We start from the raw sequence: 13,665 nt of genomic DNA, 5'->3' as shown, positions 1-13,665 counted from the left end.
GTAATGTGATCGCATTTGCTGTATGTTCTGAATCCTATGGATGCCGTGGCTCGATTTCCCTTCCGTCTCTACCGACAAATGGACGCCGATCCGCGCCATTGGCAGGTCGCGGCCTTGGGTGGACTGTTCACGCTCAGTTGGATGACCAGCGATTTCGGCGTCACCCTGCCGACCCTGTGCCTCTCATTTACCGGAGCCATGATCGCGCAACTGCTCGGCACCACAATATCAAATGCCCGAGACGGCAATCCCTTCCTGTATCGCTTCGAATGGAAGTCTGCCCTGATCACAGCACTTGGAATCACACTCCTGCTACGTGCGGCCGATCCGTGGATCTGGTTCGCGGCGGGCTTTGTCGGCATTGCCCTGAAATTTCTCGTGCGCATTGATGGCAAGCACATTTTCAATCCCGGCTGCATCGGCATCGTCATCATGATGCTTCTGCTCGGCAACAAGGCGTGGGTCTCGCCCGGTCAATGGGGTCAGGCCCCCCTGGTCGCCGGCTATGCGATGGCGCTGGCCGCACTGACCCTGTCCAGCGCCAAACGACTCGATATCGCCCTCGGCTTCCTGCTCGGGTTTGCCGCAATCCTGTTTGTCCGCGCGGCCTGGCTCGGCGACCCGATGGTGATCCCGATGCACCAGATGAGTTCCGGCGCTTTGCTGATCTTTGCCTTTTTCATGATCACTGATCCGCGCTCCACCCCAGACAGCCGCCTTGGCCGCATTCTCTTCGCGCTGATGGTCGCCGGCCTCGCCGCCTGGTTCACAATCGGCCCGAATGTGCGCGGCGCCCCGCTGATGGCGCTGGCCGCCCTCGCCTCGACCACACCGGTTCTGGACCGGTTTCTGCCCGCCCACCGCTTCCAGTGGAGCCAGCCACGGTCGGCCGCTTCGCCCAAACAGTTGAACTATTCGCTCATGCCACTTCAGGGGACAAAGGAGACACACCCATGAGACTCAAATCGCTAGCCGCAGCCTTGGCGTTGCCCGCGCTCGGCCTCGCCTTCGCAGCGCCGGCTTCGGCCTTTTGCGGCTTCTATGTCGCCAAGGCGGATACCGACCTCTTCAACGACGCCTCCAAGGTCGTGCTCGCCCGTGACGGCGAACGCACCGTCATCACGATGGCATCCGACTTTCGCGGTGATGTTTCCGAATTCGCGATGGTCGTGCCCGTGGTCGATATTCCGACCGAAGAACAGATCCACGTCGCCAACCCGGCCTTGATCGACCATATCGACGCGTACACTGCCCCGCGTCTTGTCGAATATTACGACGAGAACCCCTGCGAGATGGCGCGCCGCGAAAAGATGATGGAAGACATGGCAATGATGCCTGCGCCAACCGCCGCCGGCATGATGGAAGAGGCCGAAGAGCTCGGCGTCACCATTGAAGCCGAGTACGAGGTTGGCGAATATGATATCTTGATCCTGTCAGCAGAGGAGTCCGATGGACTGATCACCTGGCTGAACAATAATGGCTACAAGATTCCAGATGGCGCAGAAGAAACCGTAGGTGCCTACCTCAAGCGCGGAATGAAATTCTTCGTCGCCAAGGTAAACCTCGAACGCCATGACGGCTCGTCCATGCTGCGTCCGCTTCAGGTTGCCTATGAGGATGAGGACTTCATGTTGCCGATCCGTCTCGGCACAGTGAACGCTGAAGGCAAGCAGGAATTGTTCGTCTTCGCCCTGACTCGCGAAGGCCGTGTGGAAACCAAGAATTACCGCACCGTGAAACTACCCTCTGACATGGATGTGCCGATCTATATCAAGGACGAGTTTGCCGATTTCTATAAGGACATGTTCGCCCATCAGGTCGAGAAGCAAAACGGCAAGGCCGTGTTCATGGAATATGCCTGGGACATGTCTTGGTGCGATCCGTGTGCGGCCGAGCCGCTCTCTCGCTCGGAGCTGCGCGAACTCGGCGTGATGTGGCTGGACGAAGACACCGATGATGACATGCGCCCCGGCTTCGGTCCCCAGCCGGTCGATGCATTCGTGACTCGCCTTCATGTGCGCTATGACGCCGAGACATTCCCGGAAGATCTGGAATTCCAGGTTACCGGCGACCGCTCCAATTACCAGGGTCGCTACGTCCTGCGTCACCCTTGGCGCGGCGACTATGGTGAGTGTGAAGCAGCTGGCGACTATGCCGTAAATCTGGTCGAGCGCTGGGACGACGAAGCAAATGAGCTCGCCAAGCTGACCGGCCGCGACTTCGATGCCATCAAGACCAAAATGGCATCGCTCGGCTATTCCGACGCGATCCTGAACAATGTCAGCGTCGAGCCGAAAGAGAAAAAGAACTGGTGGCAAAAGCTTTGGGGCAACTGACCCCAATCTGAGTTACCATCTGGCGAAGGCGGGCTATGAACAGGTCCGCCTTCAGCCCTTCAGCACACCAAGGAAGGCATCAACCTCCTCAGGCGTTGTGGCCCAGGAACAGACCAGCCGCTGGCTGCCGCCCATCCAAGGATAGAACACCGCACCTGCATTGTGGAGTACCGAGACTTGCGCCTCGCTTAGCAGCGCGAAGACTTCGTTGCCTTGTGGCTCGAAAGCCAAGTCCACGCCTTGCCGCCGCAAGCCCTCAGCCATGCGCCGCGCCATCTCGTTCGCATGGGTCGCAAGGTCTAGCCACAGCCGATCCGCCAGCATCGCTTCGGCCTGCGCAGCCAGATAACGCATCTTGGGCGGCATGTGGCCGGAGCGCTTGGCGCGCGCTTCGAGTTCACGTTTCTTCTGCCGCGCCTCGCCGAACAGCAGAATGATCTCACAGCCCATCGCGCCGGTCTTGGTCAAGCCGAAGGTGAGCACATCGACGCCTGCCTTCCAGCTTATCTCGGCTGCACTGGCCCCGGTCGCGACCAACGCATTTCCCAGCCGCGCGCCGTCCAGATGAACCACCAAACCCGTCGCATGCGCCTTTGCGGCATAGTCTGAAACTTCCGCGACGCTGTAAGCTGTGCCGTTCTCCGTTAAATTCGTCAGTGAAAGGACATGCGCCGGCGTCTCATGCACGAAATCATGATTGATGCGAGCCAGTGCCTCGTCCAGTTGTGCCGCGCCGATCTTTCCATCTGGCCCCCGCAACAAATGCAACTTACCACCGCCAGAGAAAAATTCCGGCGCGCCGCGCTCGTCCACGGCGATATGCGCCCCGGCATGGCAAAGCACAGCGCCGGTAGGCGGACAAAAGCAGGACAGTGCCAAGGCGTTCGACGCTGTGCCGGAGGCGGTCAGCCAATAGTCGAAATCATCCGTACTGAACACATCCGCCAGTATGGGACGCAAACGCTGCGTGACGGCGTCATTCCCGTAACTCGCCTCCAGTCCCGTATTCGCGGCGGCGAGCGCCTTCAGCACATTCGGATGGGCTGGCGCGGATGTGTCGGAAGAGAAATTCATCAGATTTGCGTGTCCGGAGTCTGCCACATCAGATGCTGGCCACCATCACTGGCGATCATCTGGCCGGTCACGCTGTTGGCGGAAATGAAATAGCGCAAAGCCTTGATGATCTCTTCCGGGCTGGAGCCTTCCTGGGTCAAAGTCGCGGCTTTCTCGGCAGCGAACTCTTCTTCGCTTTGGTGTTTAGACCGCAGCGTCGGCCCTGGCCCGATGCCATTGACGCGAATATCCGGCGCGAGAGCTTGCGCCAAGGTCTGCGTTGCCTGCCAGAGCGCGGCCTTGGAAAGCGTGTAGGTGAAGAAGTTCGGTGTCAGTTTCCAGACCCGCTGGTCAATCATGTTCACGACCAGCCCCTTCTCCCCTTTCGGCAGCGCATCGGCAAAGGCCTGCGCCAGGTGGACCGGCGCGCGCAGATTTGCGTTCATGTGCGTGTCCCAGCTCTCGCGCGTATGGCTGGAAACCGTGTCTTCATCGAAAACGGAGGCGGAATTGACCAGCAATGTCACCGGCTGGCCGAGCTTCTCCGCGGCGTGCAGGATCAGATCGCCAGTTGCAGTCTCATCCGAGAGGTCGGCCTGAAGCGTGATCGCCGCGCCACCTGCCGCACGAATGGCCTTGGCGGTCTCTTCGGCGCCATCAGCGGAGGAATTGTAATGGACGATGACCTGCCAGCCATCTGCGCCCAGCGCTTCGGCCATGGCCCGCCCCACTCGCGCGCCCGCGCCGGTGACAAGCGCCGCGCCCGGCCTCATTCCGGAGGGGTCAGGAACAGGCCCAATATGTCGAACCCGTTCACCAGTCCGTAGATGTAGACCGCATAGATCAGCAGCATCAATATCCCCATCAGGCGACCAAGCCGCGCGCGGGTCAGGATGAACCCACCAATCAACAGCGCGGCAAAGGCCATGACCCAGTGGTCATAATGGGTGAAAGTCGGTGCAATCTCAATCGGCCCGAAGAGCGAGATGATGCCGCCCGCCCCGAGGATGTTGAAAACATTGGAGCCTAGTACGTTGCCGATAGCGACCTCGCCATGGCGGCGCAGGGCGGCGGCAATGGCCGCGCCGATCTCCGGCAGGGAGGTCCCGATCGCCAGCAAGGTCAGGCCGATCCATTCCTGCGGCACGTGGTAGAACTCGGCGATTCCAACGCCGCCGGCAATGATCAGGTGCGCACCCAGCACGAGGCCACCAATGCCGAGAACGATATAGGCCAGAGAGCGCGGCAGGCTGAGTTTTGGCGCCTCTTCCAGTTCCACGCCGGGATCTTCGCCCGTCGCAACGGCCTTGCGCGCCATGTAGAAAGTGACAACACAATAAGCGATCAGAATGGCCAGGAACAGAATACCGCCTAATACAGTCAGGGGGCCCATTCCGGTCAGCAGGATCCAGACGGCTGTGGCAACGAGCATCGCCGTCAGCGCGCGGCCCTGCCCGTGACCACCGGCCACGAACGGCATGATCAGCGCGGGAATGCCGAGCACAAGAAAGATGTTCGCTATATTGGAGCCGACAATATTGCCTAACGCGAGACCGGCCCGGTCTTCCAGAGCCGCATTCAGCGACACGACCATTTCAGGGGCCGACGTGCCGAAACCGACAATGAAGATACCGGCAATCAGGGGAGAAACGCCAAGGCGTCGGGCAACGGCAACCGCGCCGTTTACCAGGAAATCCCCCGCAAACGCCATAATAACAAGCCCCCCGATCAGGGCGGCGATCAGGGTTAATTCAGGCATTCGCCAGGCTCGCTTCTAGTCGAGGCGCTTGTATTCAATGAAATTCAGGATGCCGAACACGACCACTATGGAGGCAATGGCGATCAGAGAAGGATGGATCATGGTGCCGTCTCGCTGTTGTTTTCTTGAGCATTTCCATGCTTTGCACCGCTAATAGCGTGCGTTGCACGGCTTGGCGAGCCTCAAACGGCAGGAAGTTTGGCCTCTCTTTGCGTAAATTTTCATATTGGACGCGCTCCTCCCATAGTGTCAGGACACCGCATGCCTTCCCTCAGAACCAGGTTGTTCCACATCTATGCCCGCCTTCGCCGTCCCATGACTCTGGGCGTGCGCGGCCTCGTCGAGAATCCAGACGGAAAGATCCTGCTGGTACGTCACACGTATATTGCAGGCTGGCACATGCCCGGCGGCGGTGTGGAGCGGGGCGAGCCCTGCATCGAGTCGCTCCGCCGGGAAGTGGAGGAAGAAGGCGGCATTCTGTTGAACGGGACCCCGAGCCTGGTCGGGATATTCTCCAATCACGCATCTTTCCCGAATGATCATGTCCTGCTCTATCACATTCCTTCGGGAATATGGACGCAAGGCAAGGCAACGGCGGTCGCCGAGATTGCCGAAACGCGATGGTGCTCGCCGGATGACTTGCCTGACGGAACAACCAACGGCACGCGCCAGAGACTGGTAGAATTCTACGGGAAAGCACCCCTCAGCCCGTATTGGACCGGCTCAAAACGCTGAGTTCAGGCACCCGCCATTGCGAGGAAGGCTGGCAGGCACAGGAACATCAGCGCCGCCAGCGCGACAATGACCAGACGGGTCGTGGGAGTGGTGCGTGATCTCATCCACTCCTTGTCTGCCGACATTAAGTCTCAATGCGGGCCATTCGCCGGAAAGTTCGTGATTTTGCTGCCCCATTGGTGCCTCAAGTTTTAACGGAACCTTTGCCATCACGGATGATTGTAAATGCGTGGTGGGACATGAAAGCAGACACGCCCCATCGCATGAACGGCCCTTCCGGGCGCCAAGGTTGCCCCTCATCCTTGCGCTCGCGAATTGAAATGCGGAACGCTGGCTCTGCCCCTTGGGGCCAGCGTTCTATTTCACCCGGCCGGCTGCTCTCATATATTGTCCGGCCGTCCACCAGGACAGAACCGCCGCCGTCCAGAGCAGTCCGACAACGGCGACCGTGGCCACAATCGCCAAGACTGACGTTCCCGTGGAGACTTCGCCCCCGGCATCCGGGCGCAAGACAGCCAGCGGCAACATAAGGCCGATGATCGCCGCCATCTCAAACCCTGTTTTCCACTTCGCCAGATTAGAGGGCACGATGGCAGAGCGTCCGCGCGGCGTGGCGCGGAACCAGGTCATAAACACATCGCGTGCAATAATCATGGCCGCCGGCACATAGATTAGCCAGGTCTGGAATTTCAGCCCCAGACCCAGCAGGGCCGCCGCGATCAGCAACTTGTCGGCGATGGGGTCCAGCCAGACCCCGAACCGACTGTGCGCGTCCAGCTTGCGGGCAAGCCAGCCATCCAGGAAATCCGTGATTGCCCCGGCCAGGAAAGCAAGGAAGGCAAACTGGAACCAGAGCTGTTGCAGCGTGATCTGCCGGGACACGGCGTCGGCATCAAGTCCATTCGGCAACGGGCTGAGGCGCATAGCCTGCCAGAAACCGACCAGCACAAACCCGGCAAACACACAGCGGGCGATGGTCAACGCATTGGGGAGCCATTTGAAATTCATGGCTGTCACCTGTGCCAGCGCCCGCGCGCCCGCGCAATCATGAAACTGTGGAGCCTCTCGCCTCCCCCCGCCCTACAGGGTGAGAGGCGAAAGTCTCATTAGTTGGTATCGCCGGTTACATCCTCGATCGCGACATCGTAATGGCGATTGCAGAACTGGCAGTCGATACCCAGCGTACCATCTTCTTCGGTCATCTCGCGCAGGGACTCGTCCGGCATCTGTTTCAGAGTCTCAACGAGGCGCTCCTGATTACAGGTGCACCGGTCATCCAGCGCTTGTGGCGTTTCCATCGTCACACCCTGTTCGTGGAACAGGCGATAGAGCAGCTCTTCCATTGGAAGGTCCGGATCGGCCAGTTCGGCATCGGTCAGCGTGGCAAACAGGGCCTCGGCTTCACGCCAAGGCTCTTCGGTCTCTCCGCGCGCATCATCTGCCGCAATCCTCTGCACCATCATGCCGCCAGACACCCAAACCGGATGCCCGTCTTTCCGGTCCAGTTCGGCGACCGACAGTTTGAGGCGCGTCGGCACCTGTTCCGACATCTCGAAATAGTCCTCAGCGCATTCACTCAGAGTCCCTTTCGCAAGAGGCACGATTCCCTGATAGGGCTGGATCGCCGGATTGTCCTGGATGATGATCAGGGCCAGACGCCCGCTCGGGCCGAACAGTTGAGGCATGTGCGGAGCGTCGCCCTTGTTCACCTTGTCCAGTTGCGCCCAGGCTTCGGCATCAAATTTGGCATAGCCGCGCACACCGCCATCAGAGCGGTACTCACCGACCAGCATCGACACGGGACCATCACCTTCGGCCTGAACCAGCAGACGCCCCTCGAATTTCAGCGACGCGCCTACCAGCGTCGCAAGCGTCACGGCTTCGCCAAGGATGCGCGCCAAATTCTTCGGATAGTCATGCCGTTGCAGGATGCCCGACAGGCTGCCCTCGCCCATACGAACGGCACGCCCGCGAATGGGACGGTCCACGATCTGGAAATTCGTGACAAAGTCGGTGACGGCGTAAGCAGCGTCGGTCATGGGAGAATACCTCGATTAGGTGCCCCCATGTGGCAGCGGCATGCGCCTATCGCAAGAGGGCCACCTGTCAGACGGGGGATCAGGCCGAGCAGCTACCTCCGCCGAGCACGCAGAAGCTGGCGCACCAGGGATGGTTCAGCTTGACCGGATTGGCTGTCGCCTCGGCAAGTGTGGCGCCCAGTTCGAAGGTCGGATCGTCCACCAATAGCGTGCAGGCTGTCACGGTCGCCCTGCCGGCACCCTTGCGGCGGATCACCATGCGCTGGTTGGCGCACATGATGTCGTCAGGGGACTTGTTCAGAATGCCCCAGCAATCCGTAGTGATTTCAGGTGGGTCGTCCCGGGCGATCATTTCAGGGAACAGGACGAGTTGCTTTGTATTGGTGGGATCTATCGATAGACCCAGTGTGCCAGCAAGCGCACCATAAGCTGTGCGGGCCTCGGCATCATCCTCATTGAGGGCCTGACGTCCGGCAATGGCGACCTGTACGGCGCGTTCTCCCATCCATTTCAGGCCCTTGCAGGCCTCTTTAAAGGCCCCTTCTCCGCGTTCAGCGTCATGAATGGCCGGATCATGGGAATCCAGCGAGACACGCAGCACCATCCGTTCGCCATAGTGCGCCGCCAGCCGGTCTAGACCCTGCTGGATGCGCGGCCGCATCATCGGGCGCATGGCATTGGTCAGCAGGAGCAGGCTGTGCCCATCCGACAAAACATCTTCCATGATGTGGAGAATATCCGGGCACATGAAGGGCTCGCCGCCCGTAATGCCGATCTCGATGGGCTGGTCGATCTCGTCGAGGAACTGCCGCACATCAGATCGGCTGAGATAAACCAGTCGGTCATTGCGGGGTGAACTTTGAATGTAGCAATTGGTGCATTCAATGTTGCACAGCGTTCCGGTGTTCAACCAGAGCGTCTTCAAGCCCGTCCATCCGACGCTGGCGCGGGTCTCGCCCTTCGCCGTCACGTTCGGGTCAGAAAATTTCGTCGGGGTATAATCACTATCGGCCATTCATCTACGTTTAGCGCGATCCGGCGGCGCTTCCAGCGGTTTTGCAGCAGCACACCCTAACGTGAAGATTGCCGTACTCGTCGTGAGCGCTAGTTTGGCCGTCATGTCTGAAACCACCCAGCAGCAAGTGTTCGAAATGCTCACCTCAGGCGATGATGGCCGGGTGTGCAGAGACATTCCCGACAGCGCCTGTCGCGAAGAGGCCGGCAATTTCTTCACCCATGTTGCCAGCCTGTCGACCAGCAAGATCTCGGATGGGCTGATCGACCCCAAGCTTGTATTGAGCTGGTTGATGACCACGCTGGGCGCACCGGGCTGGATGATCGGCCTGCTTGTCCCCATACGCGAGGCGGGAGCGCTGTTGCCGCAATTGTTCACGGCCGCCGCGCTGCGCCGCCTGCCCCAGCGCAAGTGGGCCTGGTCAGTCGGCTCGGCAGTCCAGGGATTGTCAGCGGCCAGTATGGGGCTCGCAGCGTTTTTCCTGGAGGGTAAGACGTCGGGTTACGCCATCCTTGGCGCGCTGGCGGTTCTCGCGCTCGCGCGGTCGGTCTGCTCGGTCACCTACAAGGACGTTCTGGGCAAGACGGTCTCCAAATCCCGACGCGGAACAGCAACCGGCGCGGCCAGCACGGTAGGCGCTGCAGCGGTCCTGATCTATGGCGCGCTCCTGGCCGTCGGTTGGGTCGACCGGATGAGCCTCGTGATTGGCGGGCTGTTGCTCGCGGGTGGGCTCTGGATGACGGGCGCAGCGCTTTTCATGACATTGGAAGAAGAACCGGGATCGACCGAAGGCGGAGGCAACCCCATCGAATCCTTCCGGGACAACTTCAAGCTGCTCGCTGAAGACCAGCAATTGCGCCGTTTCATCCTGGCCCGTGGCCTGTTGATCTCAACTGCACTTGCTCCGCCCTTCATGGTCGCGATGGGCGCAAGGAACAAAGAAGCTGACCAAATGCTTGGGGGACTCGGCTTGCTCGTTATTGCATCTGCGGGCGCAGGCCTGCTCAGCTCCTATGTCTGGGGCCGGCTTGCCGACCGGTCGAGCCGGAAAGTGCTGATCCTGACAGCGGCCGCAGCAACGCTTGCCCTGTTGACGACACTCGGCCTGAATGCGGCGGGGCGACTGCAGGATGTCTGGGCACTCCCGCTTGTTCTGTTCGTTTTGATGATAGCCTATCAGGGCGTGCGCCTTGGTCGTTCCACGCATCTGGTGGATATGGCGAGCCAGGACAACCGTGCGGCCTATACCGCCCTTTCCAACACGATCATCGGCACGCTGCTCATTCTTGGTGGCGGGTTCAGCATCGTTGCGCACATGGCAGGAGAAGCAGCGGTCCTCGGCTTGCTCGCCGTTATGAGCGCGCTCGCCATTCCGGTCGCCATGGGTCTTGAGGAAGTGCAGGAGCGCTGACGCCTATTTATCGAGGCACCAGCGCAGGATGGCCTTCTGGGCGTGCATGCGGTTCTCGGCCTCGTCAAAGACAAGGCTCTGTGGCCCGTCAATGACTTCGGCGTCGACCTCTTCGCCCCGATGCGCCGGCAGACAATGCAGGAATTTCGCACCGCCAGCGGCCATCTCCATCAATTCTTCCGTCACCGCATAGGGCTCAAGAATTTCAAGGCGGCGTTCAGCGTCTGCATCGCCCATGGAGACAAATGTGTCGGCAATCACGACGTCGGCGCCGGCCACGGCTTCTTCCGCAGTTTCATAGAGGTCGATCCGGCCCTGCAGGTCGCGGGCGATTTCAATATCCTCATCATCCGGCGCGAAGCGCGCAGGCGTGCCAATGGCGAGAGAATAGCCAAACTTCGGCGCGGCATGGATCAGGCTGGCGCAAACGTTGTTGCCATCGCCAACCCAGGCCAGCCGCGCACCTTCAAGTGTGAGGCCATGCTCTTCCAGTGTCTGGAGGTCCGCCATGATCTGGCAGGGATGCGAACGATCTGTCAGGCCGTTGATGACCGGCACGGTGGCATGCTCGGCAAAGGTCTCGACATCGGAATGATCATTGGCGCGGATCATCACCGCATCGACGAAGCGCGACAGGACGCGCGCAGTGTCTTCCACCGTTTCACCCCGTCCCAGCTGCATGTCATTTGATGTCGCGGTGATCGACGAGCCGCCCAGCTGGCGCATCGCCATGTCGAAGGAAAAGCGCGTCCGGGTTGAGGATTTCTCGAAGACCATTGCCAGCGTATGGCCTTCCAGCGGGGCCCCCGTGTCCACCCGTCCCTTTGGCCAACCCGCACGTGCTTTCTTCATCACATGAGCCATATCCAGGATCTCGCGCAGTTCGGCGGACTCCAGATGCCAGAGGTCGATGAAATGGCGCGGGGCGGTTGAGCTTGTCATCCGGAGATACTCCTGAGGCGGGCGGGAAAGCGGGGCAGATAGCCTGTTTCAGACAATTATTCCAGTCAGGCCGGGCGATTGCACCAGCTTTTGGACAAGATGAATAAATTCTAATTGAGAATGACTTGCAAACATCCGACAGGCATGAAATACATAAGTTGAGAACGAGTCGCAAATCAACAGGAGCGCCCCATGTGTCTGCCAATTGATGATACCGCTATGCTTTGCTGGCTGAAGAGCCAGATGACGGTTCTGGAAGCCTGGCGAAACGAGCTGACTTGCCGCCCGGACACTACCGAAACGATGATCAATCGTGTGGAGCAGCACTACACATGGTTGAGCGAAGAAATATCCCGCCTGGATACGCCCCGGCGCGCTGCCTGATACCCCTTTGCCGCAACGCAGGGCGAGGTTTTGCCCACCTCGTTTCCTCCCATACGCTCACCTGCGTTGCGGCAATTCCTTTCCGAAACTCCCCCGCAGATCGATACTGGCGAAGATGACGTGATTGCCCTATGTCACGGGCACATCAGTGCCCATCCAGCCAGGGAGCTTCATCACTCATGGACAATGTTCTCATCATCGGTGCCGGTGCCGCCGGATCCGTCGTCGCGCAGAAATGCGCCATGGACCGCGACACGTTTAAGCATATCCACCTTGCCTCGCGCCGACTGGAAAGCTGCGAGAAGGTCGCCAAGCTGTGCCAGACACCGATCGAGATCAGCCAGGTCGACGCCGACAATGTTGCGGAGGTCGTCGCGCTCATCAACAAGGTGAAGCCGGATCTGCTGATCAACATGGCCCTGCCCTATCAGGACCTGCCGATTATGGATGCCTGCCTGGAAACGGGCTGCAATTATATGGACACGGCGAACTACGAGCCGCGCGATGTCGCGAAGTTCGAATATTCCTGGCAGTGGGCCTATCAGGACAAGTTCAAGGACAAGGGCATCACGGCCATTCTCGGCTGCGGTTTCGATCCGGGCGTGACAAACATCTATTGCGCCTATGCGCAGGAATTCCTGTTCGACGAGATCGAATATATCGACATTGTCGACTGCAATGCCGGCGATCATGGCAAGACCTTCGCCACGAACTTCAACCCGGAGATCAATCTCCGTGAAGTGACCCAGGACGGCAAATACTGGAAAGATGGCGAATGGGTGGAAATTCCTGCCCTGTCGATCAAGACGATGATCGACTATCCGGAAGTCGGCCCGAAAGCCTCCTACCTGATCTATCACGAGGAAGAGGAAAGCCTAGTCAAGCACATCAAGGGCCTGAAACAAATCCGCTTCTGGATGACCTTTGGCGAGGCCTATATCAAGCACCTCGAAGTGTTCAAATCGATTGGCCTGATCGGCCTCGAACCGATCAAGCACAAGGGCATGGACATCATCCCGATGGAGTTCCTGAAGGACCTCCTGCCCGTCCCGTCATCCCTGGCCGAAGGCTATACCGGCAAGACCAGCATTGGCGTGATCGTGCGGGGCACAAAGGACGGCCAGCCACAGGCAAAGATGATCTACAACGTGTCCGACCATGCCAAGACCAATGAAGAGGTCTCCGCGCAGGCCGTGTCCTATACGACCGGCGTGCCGCCCGTTTCAGGCGCGGCGATGTTCTTCCGCGGGGAATGGTCCGGCCACGGCGTATTCAATGTCGAGCAATTCCCGTCCAAGCCCTTCCTCGAAGACGTCGCCAAACGCGGCCTGCCCTGGCATGTCATCGACGTGGACGGCGGCGATCAGGAAGACTTGTTCGCGGTGGAGACCTAGGCCAGCTCTTTCCTCATGCGCAGGATCGGCACGATGGTGCCATCCTCGCTGGGCCTGGAGAGGTCTTCGACGAGCCGATAGCCGCACGCCTCATAGAGTGGCACGCCGGGCGCGGTTGAGCCCATCTCCATGGCAGAGAACCCTTCGGCCCGCGCGGCAGCTTCGCTGGCGTCGAGCAACATGCGGCCAATGCCGCGCCGGACGAAATCCGGATGGGTATACATGGCGCGAATCTTGGCCGGCTCGGCCTTGGGGTCCGCCGGGGAATCGTCCCGGCCGGCGGTCGTGTTGCCGCCATAAAGCGTGCGCCGCCGCGACCAGCCCCCGCATCCGGCCAGCGCGTCGCCCTCGAAGACGAGAAAATAGGTGCCATCCGCGACAAGCAGCGTATCGACACCCATGCTCTCGCTGGAGCGCTCGACCTGTTTTGAATCAAGGAAGTGTGGCAGGAGTCGCGCCATGGACTCCGCCATCAGCGCCTTAATCGCCGGAATGTCGTCCAGCGTGGCGACTCGCATATACAGGGAAGATGTTACCGTCATTCGACCCGCATCCTATCTGCGCTGCACACTCCGCAAAAGCCGGAACGTGCGCGCC

14 protein-coding genes are annotated in these 13,665 nt (G+C 59.9%); 6 read left to right on the top strand and 8 right to left on the bottom strand.

Annotation, left to right across the window (positions count from 1 at the left end):
* Positions 1 to 45 precede the first annotated feature (45 nt).
* Positions 46 to 957, top strand: a complete 912-nt coding sequence (locus B2344_RS11335; RefSeq protein WP_290485245.1) for an RnfABCDGE type electron transport complex subunit D — start codon at positions 46 to 48, stop codon at positions 955 to 957.
* The gene (locus tag B2344_RS11330; protein ID WP_290485244.1) at positions 954 to 2,336 is read left to right on the top strand and encodes a DUF2330 domain-containing protein; all 1,383 of its coding nucleotides are present in this window, start codon (positions 954 to 956) and stop codon (positions 2,334 to 2,336) included. The genes B2344_RS11335 and B2344_RS11330 overlap by 4 nt, the downstream gene beginning before the upstream one ends.
* 51 nt (positions 2,337 to 2,387) lie before the next feature.
* On the opposite strand, the gene B2344_RS11325 is transcribed toward B2344_RS11330, so the two are convergent.
* The 3 genes from B2344_RS11325 to B2344_RS11315 are packed head-to-tail and all read right to left on the bottom strand — an operon-like array spanning position 2,388 to position 5,148.
* Positions 2,388 to 3,410 carry a threonine aldolase family protein gene (locus tag B2344_RS11325; protein WP_290485243.1) on the bottom strand — a complete coding sequence of 341 codons (1,023 nt, stop codon included), beginning with the start codon at positions 3,408 to 3,410 and terminating at the stop codon, positions 2,388 to 2,390.
* Positions 3,410 to 4,162 (bottom strand): SDR family oxidoreductase, encoded by a 753-nt coding sequence (locus B2344_RS11320; RefSeq protein WP_206991283.1) that lies wholly within the window; start codon positions 4,160 to 4,162, stop codon positions 3,410 to 3,412. The genes B2344_RS11325 and B2344_RS11320 overlap by 1 nt, the downstream gene beginning before the upstream one ends.
* Complete coding sequence (locus tag B2344_RS11315) at positions 4,159 to 5,148, bottom strand: calcium/sodium antiporter (protein ID WP_290485242.1); 990 nt, start codon at positions 5,146 to 5,148, stop codon at positions 4,159 to 4,161. The genes B2344_RS11320 and B2344_RS11315 overlap by 4 nt, the downstream gene beginning before the upstream one ends.
* Before the next feature lie 261 nt (positions 5,149 to 5,409).
* Between B2344_RS11315 and B2344_RS11310 the strand changes: the two genes are divergently transcribed.
* Entirely contained in the window at positions 5,410 to 5,883 is a 474-nt protein-coding gene (locus tag B2344_RS11310) for an NUDIX domain-containing protein (RefSeq protein WP_290485241.1), read from the top strand.
* Between the two features lie 357 nt (positions 5,884 to 6,240).
* Here B2344_RS11310 and B2344_RS11305 read toward each other — a convergent pair whose 3' ends face one another.
* The 3 genes from B2344_RS11305 to B2344_RS11295 form a co-directional block, all read right to left on the bottom strand.
* A complete protein-coding gene (locus B2344_RS11305) occupies positions 6,241 to 6,891 on the bottom strand; it encodes a CDP-alcohol phosphatidyltransferase family protein (protein ID WP_206991286.1) in 651 nt (216 codons plus the stop codon).
* A gap of 98 nt (positions 6,892 to 6,989) precedes the next feature.
* Positions 6,990 to 7,922, bottom strand: coding sequence for an Hsp33 family molecular chaperone HslO (locus tag B2344_RS11300; protein ID WP_290479914.1), 933 nt, complete (start codon positions 7,920 to 7,922; stop codon positions 6,990 to 6,992).
* Between the two features lie 79 nt (positions 7,923 to 8,001).
* Positions 8,002 to 8,937, bottom strand: a complete 936-nt coding sequence (locus tag B2344_RS11295) for a radical SAM protein (RefSeq protein WP_290485240.1) — start codon at positions 8,935 to 8,937, stop codon at positions 8,002 to 8,004.
* Between the two features lie 103 nt (positions 8,938 to 9,040).
* On the opposite strand from B2344_RS11295, the gene B2344_RS11290 reads away from it, so the two are divergent.
* Positions 9,041 to 10,348 (top strand): MFS transporter, encoded by a 1,308-nt coding sequence (locus B2344_RS11290; protein ID WP_290485239.1) that lies wholly within the window; start codon positions 9,041 to 9,043, stop codon positions 10,346 to 10,348.
* A 3-nt stretch (positions 10,349 to 10,351) separates the two neighbouring features.
* Here B2344_RS11290 and argF read toward each other — a convergent pair whose 3' ends face one another.
* Entirely contained in the window at positions 10,352 to 11,290 is a 939-nt protein-coding gene (argF, locus tag B2344_RS11285) for an ornithine carbamoyltransferase (protein WP_290483554.1), read from the bottom strand.
* A 192-nt stretch (positions 11,291 to 11,482) separates the two neighbouring features.
* Between argF and B2344_RS11280 the strand changes: the two genes are divergently transcribed.
* A complete protein-coding gene (locus tag B2344_RS11280) occupies positions 11,483 to 11,674 on the top strand; it encodes a hypothetical protein (protein ID WP_290483555.1) in 192 nt (63 codons plus the stop codon).
* A gap of 179 nt (positions 11,675 to 11,853) precedes the next feature.
* Positions 11,854 to 13,068, top strand: coding sequence for a saccharopine dehydrogenase family protein (locus B2344_RS11275; RefSeq protein WP_206991291.1), 1,215 nt, complete (start codon positions 11,854 to 11,856; stop codon positions 13,066 to 13,068).
* On the opposite strand, the gene B2344_RS11270 is transcribed toward B2344_RS11275, so the two are convergent.
* Positions 13,065 to 13,610 (bottom strand): GNAT family N-acetyltransferase, encoded by a 546-nt coding sequence (locus B2344_RS11270; protein WP_290485238.1) that lies wholly within the window; start codon positions 13,608 to 13,610, stop codon positions 13,065 to 13,067. The genes B2344_RS11275 and B2344_RS11270 overlap by 4 nt on opposite strands.
* Between the last annotated feature and the right edge of the window lie 55 nt (positions 13,611 to 13,665).

Origin of the sequence: Hyphomonas sp. UBA3195, assembly GCF_002366485.1 — a bacterium.
Lineage (GTDB): Bacteria > Pseudomonadota > Alphaproteobacteria > Caulobacterales > Hyphomonadaceae > Hyphomonas.
The sequence above is the reverse complement of the archived record's forward strand: the minus strand, read 5'-3'. Positions and strand labels throughout refer to the sequence as shown.